General features: G+C 57.2%; 14 protein-coding genes. 6 read left to right on the forward strand and 8 right to left on the reverse strand.

What is annotated here, in order from left to right:
- Positions 1 to 35: 35 nt before the first annotated feature.
- Positions 36 to 728 (reverse strand): HAD family hydrolase, encoded by a 693-nt coding sequence (locus ACUZ79_RS13420; RefSeq protein ID WP_240824925.1) that lies wholly within the window; start codon positions 726 to 728, stop codon positions 36 to 38.
- A complete protein-coding gene (locus ACUZ79_RS13425) occupies positions 725 to 1645 on the reverse strand; it encodes a hypothetical protein (RefSeq protein WP_449251894.1) in 921 nt (306 codons plus the stop codon). Before ACUZ79_RS13425 ends, ACUZ79_RS13420 begins: the two co-directional genes overlap by 4 nt.
- Positions 1646 to 1872: 227 nt before the next feature.
- Between ACUZ79_RS13425 and pdxS the strand changes: the two genes are divergently transcribed.
- Both pdxS and pdxT read left to right on the forward strand, forming a co-directional pair.
- Positions 1873 to 2754 (forward strand): pyridoxal 5'-phosphate synthase lyase subunit PdxS, encoded by an 882-nt coding sequence (gene pdxS / locus ACUZ79_RS13430; RefSeq protein ID WP_192113958.1) that lies wholly within the window; start codon positions 1873 to 1875, stop codon positions 2752 to 2754.
- Complete coding sequence (pdxT, locus tag ACUZ79_RS13435) at positions 2754 to 3332, forward strand: pyridoxal 5'-phosphate synthase glutaminase subunit PdxT (protein WP_449251895.1); 579 nt, start codon at positions 2754 to 2756, stop codon at positions 3330 to 3332. The genes pdxS and pdxT overlap by 1 nt, the downstream gene beginning before the upstream one ends.
- Before the next feature lie 242 nt (positions 3333 to 3574).
- Here pdxT and ACUZ79_RS13440 read toward each other — a convergent pair whose 3' ends face one another.
- From ACUZ79_RS13440 to ACUZ79_RS13455, 4 genes are all read right to left on the reverse strand, one after another.
- Positions 3575 to 4858, reverse strand: coding sequence for an L-cysteine desulfidase family protein (locus ACUZ79_RS13440; RefSeq protein ID WP_449251896.1), 1284 nt, complete (start codon positions 4856 to 4858; stop codon positions 3575 to 3577).
- 47 nt (positions 4859 to 4905) lie between these two features.
- Positions 4906 to 6090, reverse strand: coding sequence for a dicarboxylate/amino acid:cation symporter (locus ACUZ79_RS13445; protein ID WP_449251897.1), 1185 nt, complete (start codon positions 6088 to 6090; stop codon positions 4906 to 4908).
- A gap of 76 nt (positions 6091 to 6166) precedes the next feature.
- On the reverse strand, positions 6167 to 6541 hold the full coding sequence (locus ACUZ79_RS13450; RefSeq protein WP_449251898.1) for a RidA family protein: 375 nt from the start codon (positions 6539 to 6541) through the stop codon (positions 6167 to 6169).
- A gap of 163 nt (positions 6542 to 6704) precedes the next feature.
- A complete protein-coding gene (locus ACUZ79_RS13455; protein ID WP_449251899.1) occupies positions 6705 to 7376 on the reverse strand; it encodes a helix-turn-helix transcriptional regulator in 672 nt (223 codons plus the stop codon).
- Positions 7377 to 7623: 247 nt separating this feature from the next.
- On the opposite strand from ACUZ79_RS13455, the gene ACUZ79_RS13460 reads away from it, so the two are divergent.
- Together ACUZ79_RS13460 and ACUZ79_RS13465 are read left to right on the forward strand one after the other, a co-directional pair.
- On the forward strand, positions 7624 to 8019 hold the full coding sequence (locus ACUZ79_RS13460) for a TraR/DksA family transcriptional regulator (protein ID WP_240824920.1): 396 nt from the start codon (positions 7624 to 7626) through the stop codon (positions 8017 to 8019).
- A 109-nt stretch (positions 8020 to 8128) separates the two neighbouring features.
- Positions 8129 to 9883, forward strand: coding sequence for a lysophospholipid acyltransferase family protein (locus ACUZ79_RS13465; RefSeq protein ID WP_449251900.1), 1755 nt, complete (start codon positions 8129 to 8131; stop codon positions 9881 to 9883).
- 242 nt (positions 9884 to 10125) lie between these two features.
- Here the strand turns inward: ACUZ79_RS13465 and ACUZ79_RS13470 are convergent, their stop codons facing one another.
- Entirely contained in the window at positions 10126 to 11793 is a 1668-nt protein-coding gene (locus ACUZ79_RS13470; protein WP_449251901.1) for a bacteriohemerythrin, read from the reverse strand.
- A 98-nt stretch (positions 11794 to 11891) separates the two neighbouring features.
- On the opposite strand from ACUZ79_RS13470, the gene yedF reads away from it, so the two are divergent.
- The gene (gene yedF / locus ACUZ79_RS13475; protein WP_449251902.1) at positions 11892 to 12497 is read left to right on the forward strand and encodes a sulfurtransferase-like selenium metabolism protein YedF; all 606 of its coding nucleotides are present in this window, start codon (positions 11892 to 11894) and stop codon (positions 12495 to 12497) included.
- A 279-nt stretch (positions 12498 to 12776) separates the two neighbouring features.
- On the opposite strand, the gene ACUZ79_RS13480 is transcribed toward yedF, so the two are convergent.
- Positions 12777 to 13976: an iron-containing alcohol dehydrogenase gene (locus ACUZ79_RS13480; RefSeq protein ID WP_192113392.1), complete on the reverse strand. Its 1200-nt coding sequence runs from the start codon at positions 13974 to 13976 to the stop codon at positions 12777 to 12779.
- A gap of 237 nt (positions 13977 to 14213) precedes the next feature.
- On the opposite strand from ACUZ79_RS13480, the gene ACUZ79_RS13485 reads away from it, so the two are divergent.
- A complete protein-coding gene (locus ACUZ79_RS13485; protein WP_209817615.1) occupies positions 14214 to 15254 on the forward strand; it encodes an IS630 family transposase in 1041 nt (346 codons plus the stop codon).
- The last annotated feature ends 47 nt before the right edge of the window (positions 15255 to 15301 follow it).

Genomic DNA, 15301 nt, shown 5'->3' on the forward strand with positions numbered 1-15301 from the left:
GTGGCTTTCTTTTATATTCGCAACGGGTCCAGGCCTTACAGGCCTGAAACAGGCGGCAGCACTGCGGCCAGCGCATTGTGCAGACCGGGATAATCCGCCGCCGTAATCTCTCCCCGTAACGGGCCGCCATTAAATGCGGCAAATATCACGCCCGCCCCCCGGGCCGCCTCCTTGTCGTGCTCGCTGTCGCCAACAAAAAGCACCTGCTGAGGAGGGCATTGCCACGCGGCGCATATGTGCCGCGTACCCTCGGGCGAAGGCTTGGGTGCGGCTGTATCCGCCGCGACCACAGGATTAAAATAGGAGGGCAGGGAAAAAATGTCCAGAACCGTTTGTATTCCATCGAGCTTTCGATTGGTGTGCACGGCCATACGCACCCCCCTGCTCCGCAGATTGCCGATAAAGTCCATAAAACCGGGCTGTAAGCGCAGCATGGGGACAATATCGCGCTGGTAAATAACCTCGTGGCGGATGACATGGTCGATCTGCCCGTGCAGAGGCTGCGGCACAATATGCAGCAATGCCTGACGCGATGTAGCCATGAAACAGTAGTTTTCCTGTTCAATGGTCATGGGCGGCAGACCAAACCAGGCGAGAACACGATTGTAAAAGATGTTGTTCGCCTCGCGCGAATCAATCATCACGCCGTCGCAGTCAAAGATCACGCCAGCAATGCCGTGCGGGAACAAACCTTGCGCGGTGAGTGACTGCGCCTGCTGGCTGTTCATGCTCCGGCCCTCCAGGTGATCCACACCCGCTCGGCGTCAAGCGGCGGCTGCCCTGTGGGGCGGGTATGCCCAAGCAGTTTCCAGCCCGGGGCGCGGGCTTCTACCGCCACGGGCAGCGGTGCGCCTGCGGAGGCCGACTCCGGCGCGCCAAGCAGGCCCTGACGTTCTGGGGCCGGGACAAATTCCAGCATATCCAGCACATCTTCACGCATGGCCCCTTCAATAATAATGGGCGCATGGGGCGGCACAAAATAGAGCGCGTTGGCCATCACCAGCCGCCACGGCGGCACAAGGCCAGTATCAAGCGCAATGGGCGAACCAAGGCGCACCAGGTCGCCCGTAAGGGCATCCGGCGTCAGCCCGGCCATATCTTCATCCGGGTCAACCCCCAGAGAAGCTGTCAGGCTGCCCGCATTTTTGGCAAAACTCGCTGTCAGCTCCGCCAGATCAGCCAGGCTTTCCTCCTGCTGCCAGACCCAGAGCAGGGTCTTCTGCGCCTGAGTGCGCGCAAGCAGCTCCTTGCGGGCCGCTTCTGCCGCCAGAGCGGCTGCGGCATCGCCATCAGATTTTTCAAGGCCGGAGAGCATGGCCATTTCTGAGCTGCGGCGCGCGGCGCGCGCGTTGCCAGCGGCGGCTGCGCCAACCGGCAGGCCGGAAAGGGCCGCATCGCCCATCTGTTGCAGATCGCCAAGGCAGGCCACGGCCTCGCGGGGTGAAAAGGGATAGGTATCCGGGCAAAAAAAACCTTCGGCAGGCGCGTCAGGCAAACCGGGCCACAGACGCAAAGCGCCAGCCCAGTGTGGGTCTGATCCTTTTCCGGCGGCTGGGGCCTGGCCGGACTGAGCGGACGCTTCAAAAGCGTGCAAAGGCAGTGGGCCGCGAAGCAATGGCAAAAGAATGGGGAAACTTTCTGTCATCATACTTCCTTTTGAGTCCTTAAGCATAGCCAGAGGACGCCCGAAGCGCAAGCCGCATGGACCAATGACGGAAGTTTTTTGCGTCGGCTGTCCTGTAGCGGAGCATGTCAGGTATCATATTGTCAGGTGCGGCTTATTGACATATATACACGCCAGCAAAGCCGCCGCATGTGCGGCATGCAGACATCATCACCAGCCGGCCTCCGGCTCAGAAGGAGTAGAAAGATATGGAACAGGGCACCATCCGCCTGAAGACAGGCCTTGCTGAAATGCTCAAAGGCGGCGTGATCATGGACGTCACCACTCCCGAACAGGCTAAAATCGCCGAAGCAGCGGGAGCCTGCGCAGTCATGGCCCTGGAACGCGTACCTGCCGATATTCGCGCCGCAGGCGGCGTGGCCCGTATGGCCGACCCCACCATTGTCAAGCGCATCATGGAAGTGGTGAGCATTCCCGTCATGGCCAAGGCCCGTATCGGTCATTTTGTTGAAGCCCGTATCCTTGAAGCCATGGGCGCCGACTATATTGACGAAAGTGAAGTGCTCACCCCCGCTGACGACAAGTACCATATCGACAAGCGCGATTTTACCGTGCCTTTCGTGTGCGGCTGCCGCAATCTGGGTGAAGCCCTGCGCCGTATCGCCGAGGGTGCAGCCATGATCCGCACCAAGGGTGAACCCGGCACAGGCAACGTGGTTGAAGCCGTGCGCCACTGCCGTCAGGTTATGGACGATGTGCGCAAGCTGTGCAGCCTGCCCGAAGCCGAAGTTGCCAACTACGCCAAAGAAATCGGCGCTCCCCTTGAAGTGTGCTACGCCGTGCGCAAGGAAGGCCGCCTGCCCGTGGTGAACTTTGCCGCTGGCGGCATTGCCACCCCCGCTGACGCCGCCATGATGATGCACCTCGGCTGCGACGGCGTGTTCGTCGGCTCCGGCATCTTCAAGTCCGGCGACCCGGCCAAGCGCGCCAAGGCCATTGTGCAGGCCGTGACCAACTACAACGATTTCGCCATGCTGGCCGAAATCTCCCGCGATCTGGGCGAACCCATGGTGGGCATTGAAATTTCCACCATTCCTTCTGCCGAACGCATGCAGGAACGGGGTTGGTAATGTCGCAGCTTTGCGTAGGCGTTCTGGCTCTTCAGGGAGCCTTTCGCGAGCATGTGGCCGCTGTTGCCAGCCTTGGCGCAACGGCCCGCGAGGTGCGCCAGCTCAAGGATATTGAGGGCATTGATGCCCTGATCATTCCCGGCGGCGAAAGCACCACCATCGGCAAACTGCTCAATGAATGGAACATGCTTGAGCCCCTGCGCCAGCGCATACTCGACGGCATGCCCGTTTATGGCAGTTGCGCCGGGCTTATACTGCTGTGCCGCGACATTGAAAACTCGGATCAGCCCCGCCTGGGCGTGCTTGACGCCACCGTGCGACGCAACGCCTTTGGCAGGCAGGTGGACAGCTTTGAAACCAATCTGAGCATACCCGAGATCGGGGCAGAACCCCTCCCGGCAGTTTTCATTCGCGCTCCTGTCATTATCGGCGTGGGCGCGGGTGTAAAGGTGCTGGCAGAGGTTGACGGTCAGGCGGTAGCCGTGCGCCAGAACAATATTCTGGCCACGTCCTTCCACCCCGAGCTTACGCCAGACACGCGCATGCACAGCTACTTTCTGTCCTTCTGCGGCAAGTAGGCCGCTGCGGCAATCTGCCGACAAAGCCTGATATAAAGCCCGTCCCGCAATGCGGGACGGGCTTTTGCGTACAGAAGCCCGCAAAGCAGCCAGAACTCATTGAACAGATTGTGGGTTTACCGCATCACAAAAAAGGCCCCTTCCACGCACCTTATCCATTACTGGTAAAGGCAACGACAGGAAGGGACCCTTGCAGCTCAGTTCTGGCCTTTTGCTACTGAGGGAATGCCGCTACAGCAAACTCAGCTTTTCGCCACCATGATGTCCAGCACCACGCGGTCAGCCTGAGCCATACCGTCGCAGCCCAGCCGGGCCAGATTGGCAATGCATTGTTCAATATCGTCTTCAACAATGCCTTCATTGCGGGTTACGCCCATGCCATCCATAGCCAGCATGGCAGATTGCACGCCCGCGCCTACCGCCGAAGCAACCTTCATGGCGCAACCGGTCTTGGCGCCATCGCAGATCATGCCCGCCACGTTGCCCACCATATTGCGGATGGTACGGTCAATCTGCTCTATCCCGCCGCCAAGCAGCATTACAATACCGCAGGCGGAGGCCATGCTGGCAACCGTAGCGCCGCATAAAGCCGAAAGCCGCCCCAGACGATGCTTGACGTGAATTGAGGTAAGGTGGCTCATAATCAGCGCCCTTGCCAGAGCCTCGTCCCCTGCTTCCAGCCGCATGGCAAAGGCCACCACCGGCATGGTGCAGGTTATGCCCTGATTCCCGCTGCCGGAATTGCTCATCACAGGCATCATCACGCCGTCCATGCGCGCATCGGAAGCGGCAGCCGTCAGCTTGACCGCCAGGGTGGTCACATCGTCGGACATAAGACGTTTGCGGATATTGCCATCAATGGTGCGTCCTACCTGCAGGCCGTATTCCCGGGCCAGGCCTTCCAGAGCCACCGCTTCGTTGAGCCTTGCGGCTTCAAGAATAAAGCTGATGTCTTCAAAAGGTGCCTGCGTGGCAAACTCGTGAATGGCGGCAATGGACAGCGGCCACTCGTCACTTTTTGCAGTTGCCGCGCCCTCTGGCTCTTCACGGCTGAACAGTACCTTGCCATCGCGCTCAATACGCACAATGTTGGTGTGCTCATGCTCAAGCACAGCCCGGCCTGTATGGCCCCCGCCTTCCACAAGAACTTCCGCATACAGCAGGGGCGAGCCTTCGGCAATGTCCACATGGACACGGCCTGCTTCGACCATATTGCGGCCCGCTTCGGCCTGTTCGGGCGTAAGCTCCGCCAGCACTTCAAGCCCGCGCGCAGCCTTTCCGCCAATCGCCCCGACAGCAGCGGCAATATTCATACCCGTGGCACCGGTGCCGGGCACACCAACACCCATGCCGTTTTTCAGCAAATTACCGCTAACGAGCACCTTTATGTTCTCGGGCTGGCAACCCAGAGCCTCAACGGCATGGGCAGCAGCCAGCGCCACGGCTACTGGCTCTGTGCAACCTAGAGCGGGCACTACTTCCTTATGCAGCAGTTCAATAAAACTGGGCCATTGGGAATTGGGCATGTATGCTTCCTCGCATTTATTGCAGGGGGTTGTTATATTCATGATTTTCAGGCTTGGCTGACCTTGCCTTTTGACCGGTTGAAAAGGCCTTCCAGCATCAGGGCCATTGCGCCATCGCCGGTAACGTTGCAGGCAGTGCCAAAGCTATCCTGAAGGGCAAATATGGCGAGCAGCAAGGCCACCCCGGCAGGATCAAAACCAAGCACACTCACCACAATGCCAAGAGAAGCCATTACTGTACCGCCAGGCACGCCAGGAGCACCGATGGCGAACACCCCAAACAGGGCAATAAACACCGCCATTGTCGCCGGGCTGGGCAAATAGCCATACAGCAACATGGAAATAGTCATGGCAAAAAAAGTTTCCGTCAGCACGGAGCCGCAGAGATGGATTGTCGCCCCAAGCGGCACGGCGAACTCCACCATTTCCTTGGAAAGTACGGAAGATCGCGATGCGCAGGAAAGGGAAACTGGCAGCGTCGCCGCGCTGGACATGGTGCCAACAGCAGTAAGGTAGGCCGGGCCATAGTGGCGCAGCACCTCAAGGGGATTGCGACCAGACACAATACCGGCAATAGAGTACAGCACGGCAAGCCAAATGTAGTGCCCGAGCAACACAAGAATGATAACTTTCAAGAATACGGGAAGCTGCCGCGTGAGGCTACCTTCGTAGGCGAGTCCGGCAAAGGTGGCGGCAATAAAGAGCGGCAACAGGGGAATGACCACGTTGCTCACGATCTTGAGCATGATGGATTCCAGCTCGTCCAGCAGGCGCACCATGATTTCAGCACGTGTCCACAGCGATGCTATGCCAATGAGAATAGCCGTTACCAAGGCTGTCATGACCGGCATGACCGGGGGGATATCCAGCTTGAAGAGCACATCGGGCAGAGGATGCAGGGCCGCCACCGCCGTGGGAACGGACAAATGGGGAATAATGGCGTATCCGGCGAGACAAGACATGGTGGCCGCGCCTACTGAAGAAATATAAGCAATGACCAGCGCCGCAATCAACATGCGGCTGGCGTTCTGTCCAAGCCGGGTAATGGCAGGCGCAATGAACGCAATGATAACGAGCGGCACGGTGTAAAAGATTATCTGGCCCAGAACATACTTGAGAGACATTACAACCTGCATGACATTTTCATTGGCCGCAAAACCGATCAGTGCGCCAATGACAATGCCTGCCAGCAGCTTGAGAATAAGACCGAATTCGTTCTTGCTCTTGGACATGTGGTGTCTCCTGACGATGAAGTACCGTTCAGCGGCCCCATGCCGCCGATGCTCAGACAGCTAAGCCCACTTACGCCTACAGGGCGGCGATTGCTTCAATCTCGACCTTTACGCCAAGAGGCAAGGCCGCAACCTGTACGCAACTCCGGGCAGGAAAAGGCTCTGCAAAATAGGTGGAGTACACCTGATTCACAGTGGCGAAATCACCCATATCAGCCAGAAACACCGTAGTTTTTACCACGCGGTCCATGCTGCTGCCGCCAGCTTCCACAACGGCCTTGACATTTTCCAGCGACTGCCGGGCCTGAGCAGCCACATCGTCGGGCACAGCCTTGGTGGAAGGATCAACGGGTATCTGACCGGATGTAAAAAGAAGGGTGCCGCAGACCATACCCTGAGAGTACGGGCCAATGGCTGCTGGGGCCTTTTCCGTTGCAATACGCTGAGACATTTGACGGATTCTCCTTAACAAGTTGTTAAAACAATATGTTATGCGCTGCCCCGTTAAGGAGACCACACGCCCTGCAAGCACAGCTATCGCAGTGAAACAAAATTATCTTGATAATAATTTTTTGTCAATATGATAGAAAAAAATCATGCGTGCGGAAAACACTTCAGGAAGCAACCCGTTGCAGATACCTGTAAACGGTGGCCTCAGATGCTGCCAGATGGCGCGCCACAACCGCCACCGCACCTTTAAGCAAAAATACGCCTTTTTCGTTAAGGGTGCGTACAATAGCTATTTTTTCATCTGCCGTCATGCGATCCGGCGGTATATCCGCGCCATTCACTGCTTGCTGGATAATACTGCTGGTCAGGTCTTCCAGCGATTCAGCGAATGTTTCAAGAGGATGCCCATTTTCAACATCTGACCTGGGCTTTTCCATTCGCGCTCGCGATATGAAGCGCTCAAGCAGATCGCGCGCCTCAATCAGCGGGGCCGCATCCATGTTGAGACATAACATCCCCGCCAAGGAACCATCGTCTTCACGGATAAAATATGTTGCCGAATGGAGCTGACGACCATCCTTGCTCTGCGTTTTATAGCCCGTAATAAAAGGCGCGGTCATCCAGGTACCGTCCTTGATAAGCCGCAACGCCATATCCGTAATGGGCGATCCCACACGGCGTCCGCTTATATGGCTGTTGGCTATCGCAAGCACGGAGCTGTCCGGCCTGGTGGCATCGTGCAGCACAACTTCACAGTCCGCACCCAAAAAAGCGCCCAGAAAGTCCACAATAGGGATAAACCGCTCTAATGTTGAGGGCTTTCTATATTCGGACACAACTTCCTCCTTGGCTACATCGTGATGATAAATTATATGCATGAGAAAATTATTGCACAAACACCCCCCTGTCAACAAATCTTCCCTTGAGCTGCATCTGTTCAGAAAGCACAGGCCCCGCCTCCACCACTTTGCCGCCAACATGACGCACAAGTTCACATGGGCGTCACCATAACGCAAACCAGCACATTCATGATGCCCCAAGAGCAACAGTTCAACCATCGGAAAATCTCCGGAGGAGGCAGACATGGACAATTTGCACACTTTGCAGCGTCTTCAGGGCGAACTGAACGAAGAAATGCACCGTCTCACCCTGCTGCGCGATGTTTTTCAGGCTCAGCACTGCGCGGACGAACTGGACGCAGCCAGCCACCTTGAGGCGGCCCACATAGCCCATTGCAGCGCCCGCCGCAGCTCCCAGCGCATCCGTGAACTCCAGAGCCTTGTGGCGCTCCTGCGGCACGGCGGCCCCCGCCGCTGCGAAGAATGCGGCGAAGAGATTCCCCTAGCCCGCCTCATGGCCGCACCAGGGGCGACCCGCTGCTGCGAATGCCAGCAGAACATTGAAAACGATCTGCGCACAAATATGATCCAGATGAAGGCCACGCCGCTTCCTCAGGAAGTGTGCGCCGAATACTGTTAGACATACGAAAAGTACCCTCGCCCGGCCCGGCTCGCCGCCACGCGCAGGAAACGGAACCAGCCGGGTATGCGCCCACGCGCATGCCCAGCCCAAGCACAGGAGAATCCCCATGCCCGGCAATGCTGATATTTTACCCCTTGCACCTGGCCGCCCGCTGGTCAGAAGCGTCGGGCGGCTGGCCCGCGCCCTGGCCCGTCAGCTTTCGGGTTTCGCCCGGTTGGAAAAAATGGCCGACACACTGCCCCAGTGCGGCGACCCTCAAACCTTTGCCACCGCCTGCCTCACTGCGCTGGATGTCCGTACGGAATGCCTGCGCGGCGATCTGGAGCGCATTCCTGCCCACGGACCGGTGGTGCTTTTTGCCAACCACCCCTCCGGCGCGCTTGAAGGGTTGATGCTTGCAGCGCTCTGCGGCAAGGCACGTCCCGATCTCAAAATTCTTGCCAGCGATGCCTTGCTGCGCATTCCCCAACTGGCGCAACTTGCCCCCATGCTGTTGCCCCTGAATCTTTCTGGCGGCGCAGCCGCCAACGCCGCAGTGTTGCGCGCAGCCATGACCCATCTGCGGGGGGGCGGCGCACTGGGTATTTTCCCCTCCGGGCGCGTGGCCCGCTGGCAATTGGGACGCGGCATTGCTGAGCAGCCATGGTCGCGCCTGCTCAGCAGGCTTGGCGGGCGCAATGCCGATATCCCCGGCCTGAATTTTGTTCCCTTGCATATGGGCGTACGGCAGAACGCCCTGTTTATCGCTGCAACAGCGCTCAAGGAAAACGTCGGCGAGGTTCTGCTGCCCAATACCTTGTTCAGACAAAGGGGAAGCACCGCCCGCATGATCGTGGGCGAGGCCATCCCCGCAGAAATTCTGACCGGGCTGAACCACGAGCAGCGCACCCACTGTTTGGGGCTTTGCCGCTCTGCCCTGGGTTCTGAACACGGTGCAGCCGGGCATGCAGCCAATTGCCTGCCCCTGGCCCCTGCCGCTGCCAAGATGGATATCATGGTCAGCCTTGCCGCCCTGCCGGAAAACCGCATGCTGGCCCGCGAAGGCCGCTACGGCGTCTATCTGCTTGAGGGCAACGAATCTCCCCTGCTGCTGGACGAACTGACCAGAAGACGCGAAGAGGCCTTTCGCGCGCTGGGGGAAGGATCTGGGCAGGCGCGGGATACAGACCGCTACGACCCGCAATATTCACACCTGCTGCTTCTGGACGAAGAAGGCAAAAATATTGCCGGTTCATACCGGGCACGAGTGGTGCGACCAGAAGGAACATGGCAGTATGACAAAAAACACCTCTACACTGCCTCGCTTTTTGAGTACGAGCCGGAATTTTTCCACCAATGCGGCAATGCGCTGGAGCTTGGACGCGCCTTTGTCTGCCCTGAATATCAGCGCGATTACACTCCCCTGCTTCTGCTATGGAAGGGTATTGGGCAGATGGCCCTGCGTAATGGCGTGCGTACCCTCTTTGGCCCTGCCAGCATTGGTCTCAACTATCGCCCGCAATCGGTAGACCTGCTCTGGCGGCACCTGCGCCTGCGCCACTGGGATACGCCTCTGGCAAGTCTGGTGCACGGCAAACAGCCCCGCAAGCTGCGGGAAGAACTGCCCTTTGCCCAGCATCTTGATTACAAGTCCGTCAACGCGCTGGTGCGGCAGATGGAGGGCGGGCGCACCCTGCCCATCCTTTTTAAGCACTACCTGCAATTGGGTGGGCGCATTGCCGCCTTTCACGAAGACAGAACCTTTGGGACCCTTGATGCCCTGCTGGTGGTGGATCTGCTCAATGCCCCTGACAAGCAGTTGCGCCGCTATGTGGGAGAGGAAGGCATGCGCAGACTTCGCGAGGGCAGCTGGCCCGCGTAGGGCAGACCTGCATCGGGATGTTCTGTGAAAGCGTGCCCCTTTCGTCCCCTCCCTCTGAATTTTTATCTTTATTCCAGGCTCAGAAAGGGGACAGGAAAAAATATTGTTCTGAAGCGCCACCTGCGCAAAGGGGCAATCACGCATGCCCGGCGTGACGGCCCCTTTTTTGTAGGGTTCCGCACGCAAGCAAAAAGCCCCTTTCGGGGCTTCTTTGCTTGCATAAAAAATCTTTGATTTTATGACTACCGCTTAGCGGGTTCCTTGTCCTCAGGCTTGAGGTAGGGCAAATAGGTGGGGTCTGTGCCCATGATGTGCTGTACCAGCCAATCCTTGAGGAAGGTCAGCAGATCCATGCTCACAGTGGCGGTGCCCATGCGCAACTGCTCTTCCACCTCATCCAGCTTGGCGACAAACTTTTTATGAATCTTCATATGCTCCGCTGCGGCCTTGTAGGCGGGAACATTGAACAGCCTTTCTTCATCGCCAAAGTGGGTGGCCGTGTAATCGCGCAGCTTTTTGAGCACCGTGATCATTTCAGACACAGGCTTGTTATGCGTCATGGCCTGATGCAGTTCGTTGATGTATTCCACCAGCAGCTTGTGTTCTCTGTCCACCAGGGGCACATGCAGTTCAAGCTTGGGCGTCCACTCCACGAACTTGTCGGAGAGGGCCTGATCAAAGTCGCCTGCAACAAGCGCATTGACGATCATATCCAGCTCTTCCATGCCGCTCTGGAACGTCAGCAGCGAGGCAGTAAACATCTCCATGTTTTTGGAGGTGCTCTCTGCCACATCTCGGACTTCTTCCAGCGCTCCGCTGGTTCCGGCGCTCTGCTCGGACTGCTCGGCGGCACCGGCAGCGATGCTGGCAAGGTGCCCGGCGGTATCCGCCATGCTTTGCAGAATAGTACGCATCACATCACCGGCATTGGTGGCCTTGTCTGCCGCGTCCACGCTCAGTTGCGCGGCCTTGTCCACAGTCTGCACATTACGCCGTGTTTCATCCTGAATGGCCTTTACGGCCTCCTCGACTTCCTTGGTGGCACCCATGGTTTTTTCAGCCAGCTTGCGCACCTCGTCGGCCACCACGGCAAATCCGCGCCCGGCCTCGCCAGCGCGCGCCGCTTCAATGGCGGCGTTGAGGGCCAGCAGATTGGTCTGATCCGCCACTTCGTTGATGACGCTCATGACCTGACCGATATTGCTGGCTTTTTCGCCCAGACCAGCCATGGCTTCCTTGAGTTGCACGATGGTGTCACGCACACTGTCAATGGAGCCAACAGCGCCTTCCACTTCCTGCTCGCCCGTGGCTGCGCTGGCGCTTGAATTCTGGGCGCTCTCGGAAAGTTCACGCACACGCAGGGAGGCCTGACTGGCAGAATCGGCCACGCGCTCCATTGCCGCGCCTGTTTCCTCCAGCCTGTCACGCTGCACGGCAACGCCGCCGTTCACGTCCGTAATGAGGCTGGCAAGCTTGCGCATGTCGCCAGAAAGTCTGGTGCACACCGAGTGGGCCTTGTGCAGGGCGATAACGCCCTTTTCGCGCCGCCCGCGCAAGGTTACGACAAGTTCCTCAGATTCCTTGAGCTGCTTGGCGAGTTCGCTGTTCTGCGCCTGCAAGGATTCCACAACCTGAGTGTCCGCCTTGGTTTTCAGCGTTTCACGCAGGCTTTCAATGCACTGCATGGCCCGCTGTTCCACATCGCCATCAGCAGATGGTGCTGCTGCCTGAGCGTCCAGATACTGCGCCAGACGGGCAGCGCGGGAACGCCCGCTCAGCCAGAGCCAGATGTTTGCACCGGCGCAGACAAAAATAATGCCGACCACCAACCAGCTCATACCCTGTATACCACCCAAAGCGGCCAAACCGCCCAAAGCGGCAATGATTACTACCTGAAGCGCAATGCCCATATATGCCTACCTTAGTTTGTCTTGCTTATCGGCTTTTTTCTAACTACCCTTACCCCTAATAGTTGTAAATCGCAGATATCATGATCAGGAGGATATTCATGGAACTATTTGATTGCAGAGGGCTGGCCTGCCCCCAGCCCGTCATGCGCACCCGCGATGCCCTGGCAGCAGGAGCAAATGCCCTGGAAGTACTGGTGGACAACGAGCCTGCCCGAGAAAACGTGCGGCGCTTTCTGGAAGGTCGCGGCTTTACTGTTGCTGCCAGCCAGGATGGCCCCGACTGCTGGCGCATCACGGCGAGTGCTGGTGAATCTGCGGCATCCGCTCCGCAGCAGGCCGAAGAAGCATCACGCCCTCTGGGTGAAACCAACCGGACGCTGGTGCTCATCACCACTGAGACCATTGGCCGTGGCGATGACGGGCTGGGCGCCAAACTCATGGGCAATTTTGTGGCAACCTTGCCGGAGCTCGGGCCTCGCCTGTGGCGTATTGTACTGATCAACGGCGGCGTTAAACTTGCATCCCAGCCTGGCCCTGCGTTGGATGCCCTGAAAAAAATGGCAGCCGATGGCGTTTCTGTGCTTGTGTGCGGCACCTGCCTTGCGCACTTTGGTCTGCTGGAAGCCAAGCAAGTGGGCGACACCTCAAACATGCTTGATATTGTCACCAGCCTTGACCTGGCAGACAAAGTCATCCGTCCCTGAGCCGCTGCCCCTCGGGCATGGGCTGCCTTAACACGCAAAAAGCGGCATGGGTTCCATGCCGCTTTTTTGTTATGGGGCAAAGCCACGCAGTTTTTCATTTCATGCCCCGCCAGATACGCGGAACAAAAATGCGCCGTGAGGCTTGGCATAGAGCACAACGCAAAGAGCAAGAAAAACGGCGCGGAAAGTCCGCGCCGTTTTTCATACCGCGATGTCTGCCAAAGGCCTGCCCCGCAATGGGGGATCAGGCAAACGGCCTACATTCTGGAGGACACTGTATTACAGGGCCGCCTTGTAGATAGCCGCCACAGCCGCATCCGTCATGGAGCGGGGGTTGGTAAGGCCGCAGGCGTCCTTCTGGGCGTTGGCGGTCATTGTGGGGATATCGGCTTCGCGTACTTCCTTGCCGTATTTCTTGCCAAGGGCGATCAGGCCATCAGGGATGCCCACGTCCTTGGACAGGATGTTGATGGCGGTGATGGCTTTGCGAGAGGCTTCGTCTGCGCTGATGCCCTGGGTGAGTTCGCCCAGAAGCTGGGCAATGCGGCCAAAGCGGCGACGGCTGGAGATGCGGTTGTATTCGCACACATGGGGCAGCAGAATGGCGTTGCATTCGCCGTGGGGCAGGTCATAGAAGCCGCCAAGCTGGTGAGCCATGGCGTGCACGTGGCCGAGGCTGGCATTGTTGAAGGCCATACCAGCCAGATACTGGGCATAGCACATGCCTTCGCGGGCTTCCTTGTCCCGGCCGTTGGCAACGGCGCGGCGCAGGTACCGGTTGATGTATTCCATGGCCTTTTCAGCGCAGGCATCGGTCATGGGCGTGGCGGCAGTGGAAACGTAGGCTTCCACGGCGTGGGTCAGGGCGTCCATGCCGGTGGCTGCGGTCAGGGCCGGGGGCATGCCCATCATCAGGACGGGATCGTCAATGGCCACGCTGGGGGTACAGCGCCAGTCAACAATGGCCATTTTCACCTTGCGCGAGGTGTCGGTGATAATGCAGAAACGCGTCATTTCAGAGGCGGTGCCAGCGGTGGTATTAACAGCAACATACGGGGGGAAGGGCTTTTTGGACTTGTCCACGCCTTCATAGTCATGAATCTTGCCACCGTTGCCAGCCAAAAAGCCTACACCCTTGCCGCAGTCATGCGAGCTGCCGCCGCCAAGGGTAACGATGCTGTCGCACTTTTCCTTTTTGTACAGGTCAAAAGCTTCTGCAACGTTTTTATCCGTGGGGTTCGGGATGGTCTTATCGTATATGGCATACTTCATCTTGGCGGCATCAAGGATGTCGGTGATCACTTTAAGGATACCGGCATTGACGATACCCTGGTCAGTTACAACCAGCGGCTTCGCACCATTGATGCTCTTCAATCGAGCAGGAATCTCTTTGGAACATCCCTCGCCCACCAGGGTGACGTTGGGGATAAAGAACGAGGTGATCTGACCCATATGCATGCTCTTAAGATCCGTACTCATTCGTAACTCCTTTTGTTATACAGAACGATATCAGTGTGAAATGCTCTGTCGTATGTATGAAAGACTCCTGTGGGAAAAAATATACCATATAAAAAACCAATGCAAGCATAACACAGCATTTAGTTAGTTCTTTTTTTCCTTTTAGTTTCACATTTAAATGTTCCTTTTTGCACAAGCAACTAGTGTTGCGTCCTTCAAATAAATAGATAATAATGCCTCCCATCCAAGGAGGTGTTTATGGCTGCACGAGTCCGGGTCGATTTGAATCAGGAGCAAGCAAGTACGCTGACGATGTGGGTTGGTTCAGGAAAAACAGAGCAACGACTTGCCTTGCGGGCGAAGGTGATTTTGCTGGCCTCAGAAGGTTTGAGCCTGCATAATATTGCTGAAAAAACCGGACTGAACTGGCAAAGCTGCTTGAAATGGCGCAAACGCTTCTTGGAGCAAGGCCTTGATGGGCTCAAAGACAAGCAAGGCCGTGGAAGACCTCAAGAAATTTCAGCAGATGAGCGAGTGAGCGTAGTTGCGCTGGCGTGCACCACTCCGCCTGATGGGAGCACTCGTTGGAGTGTGCGCAAATTGGCGGAGGTGACGGGACACGGGAAGTCCACAGTGCAGAAAATCTTGTCTGAGGCTGTCATCAAGCCGCACAAGACCGCCTATTGGTGTGGAAAAAGTCCTGATCCCGAGTTTGAAGAAAAGCAGGCGGCAATTGTCGGGCTTTACATGAATCCGCCGGAAAACGCGCTGGTTCTGTCGGTTGACGAAAAATCTCAGATACAGGCTCTGGACAGGACGCAGCCCTTGTTACCCATGAAGCCCGGCGCAAGCCGAAGGCTAACGGCAACGTACAAAAGAAACGGCACCACCTGCCTGTTGGCGGCCTTGGCTGTCCACAGTGGTGCCGTCTCAGGTCGCTGTGTTGACAGCGCAACCCATGAAGAATTTCTTTTGTTTTTGAAGCAGTTATATCGAAAGAATCCTGGCAGACATCTGCACGTGATCGTAGACAACTTGGCTGTCCATAAGCACCAGAAAATCAAAGACTGGGTGGCAGGCAAGAGGCGGATCACGCTGCATTTTACGCCAACATATTCTTCCTGGCTGAATCAGATAGAAATCTGGTTCAATATATTCAGCCGAGACGTGATTCGAGGCGGAATTTGGAAGTCAAAACAGGAACTGGTTGATCAGATCATGGACTACATCAAGAGCTACAACCAGCTCTGGGCCAAACCATTCAAGTGGACCTACACGGGAAAACCGTTGACCGCTTGATATGGATCAATTTCGTGGACGCAACACTAGAGTAAAAAATTATTTTT

Source organism: Desulfovibrio faecalis (assembly GCF_053570625.1).

Excerpts from the sequence above, each read along its gene's own strand:
- ACUZ79_RS13420 (WP_240824925.1), bottom strand. The coding sequence starts at position 728 with ATGAACAGCCAGCAGGCGCAGTCACTCACCGCGCAAGGTTTGTTCCCG.
- ACUZ79_RS13425 (WP_449251894.1), bottom strand. The coding sequence starts at position 1,645 with ATGACAGAAAGTTTCCCCATTCTTTTGCCATTGCTTCGCGGCCCACTG.
- pdxS (WP_192113958.1), top strand. The coding sequence starts at position 1,873 with ATGGAACAGGGCACCATCCGCCTGAAGACAGGCCTTGCTGAAATGCTC.
- pdxT (WP_449251895.1), top strand. The coding sequence starts at position 2,754 with ATGTCGCAGCTTTGCGTAGGCGTTCTGGCTCTTCAGGGAGCCTTTCGC.
- ACUZ79_RS13440 (WP_449251896.1), bottom strand. The coding sequence starts at position 4,858 with ATGCCCAATTCCCAATGGCCCAGTTTTATTGAACTGCTGCATAAGGAA.
- ACUZ79_RS13445 (WP_449251897.1), bottom strand. The coding sequence starts at position 6,090 with ATGTCCAAGAGCAAGAACGAATTCGGTCTTATTCTCAAGCTGCTGGCA.
- ACUZ79_RS13450 (WP_449251898.1), bottom strand. The coding sequence starts at position 6,541 with ATGTCTCAGCGTATTGCAACGGAAAAGGCCCCAGCAGCCATTGGCCCG.
- ACUZ79_RS13460 (WP_240824920.1), top strand. The coding sequence starts at position 7,624 with ATGGACAATTTGCACACTTTGCAGCGTCTTCAGGGCGAACTGAACGAA.
- ACUZ79_RS13465 (WP_449251900.1), top strand. The coding sequence starts at position 8,129 with ATGCCCGGCAATGCTGATATTTTACCCCTTGCACCTGGCCGCCCGCTG.
- ACUZ79_RS13470 (WP_449251901.1), bottom strand. The coding sequence starts at position 11,793 with ATGGGCATTGCGCTTCAGGTAGTAATCATTGCCGCTTTGGGCGGTTTG.
- yedF (WP_449251902.1), top strand. The coding sequence starts at position 11,892 with ATGGAACTATTTGATTGCAGAGGGCTGGCCTGCCCCCAGCCCGTCATG.
- ACUZ79_RS13480 (WP_192113392.1), bottom strand. The coding sequence starts at position 13,976 with ATGAGTACGGATCTTAAGAGCATGCATATGGGTCAGATCACCTCGTTC.
- ACUZ79_RS13485 (WP_209817615.1), top strand. The coding sequence starts at position 14,214 with ATGGCTGCACGAGTCCGGGTCGATTTGAATCAGGAGCAAGCAAGTACG.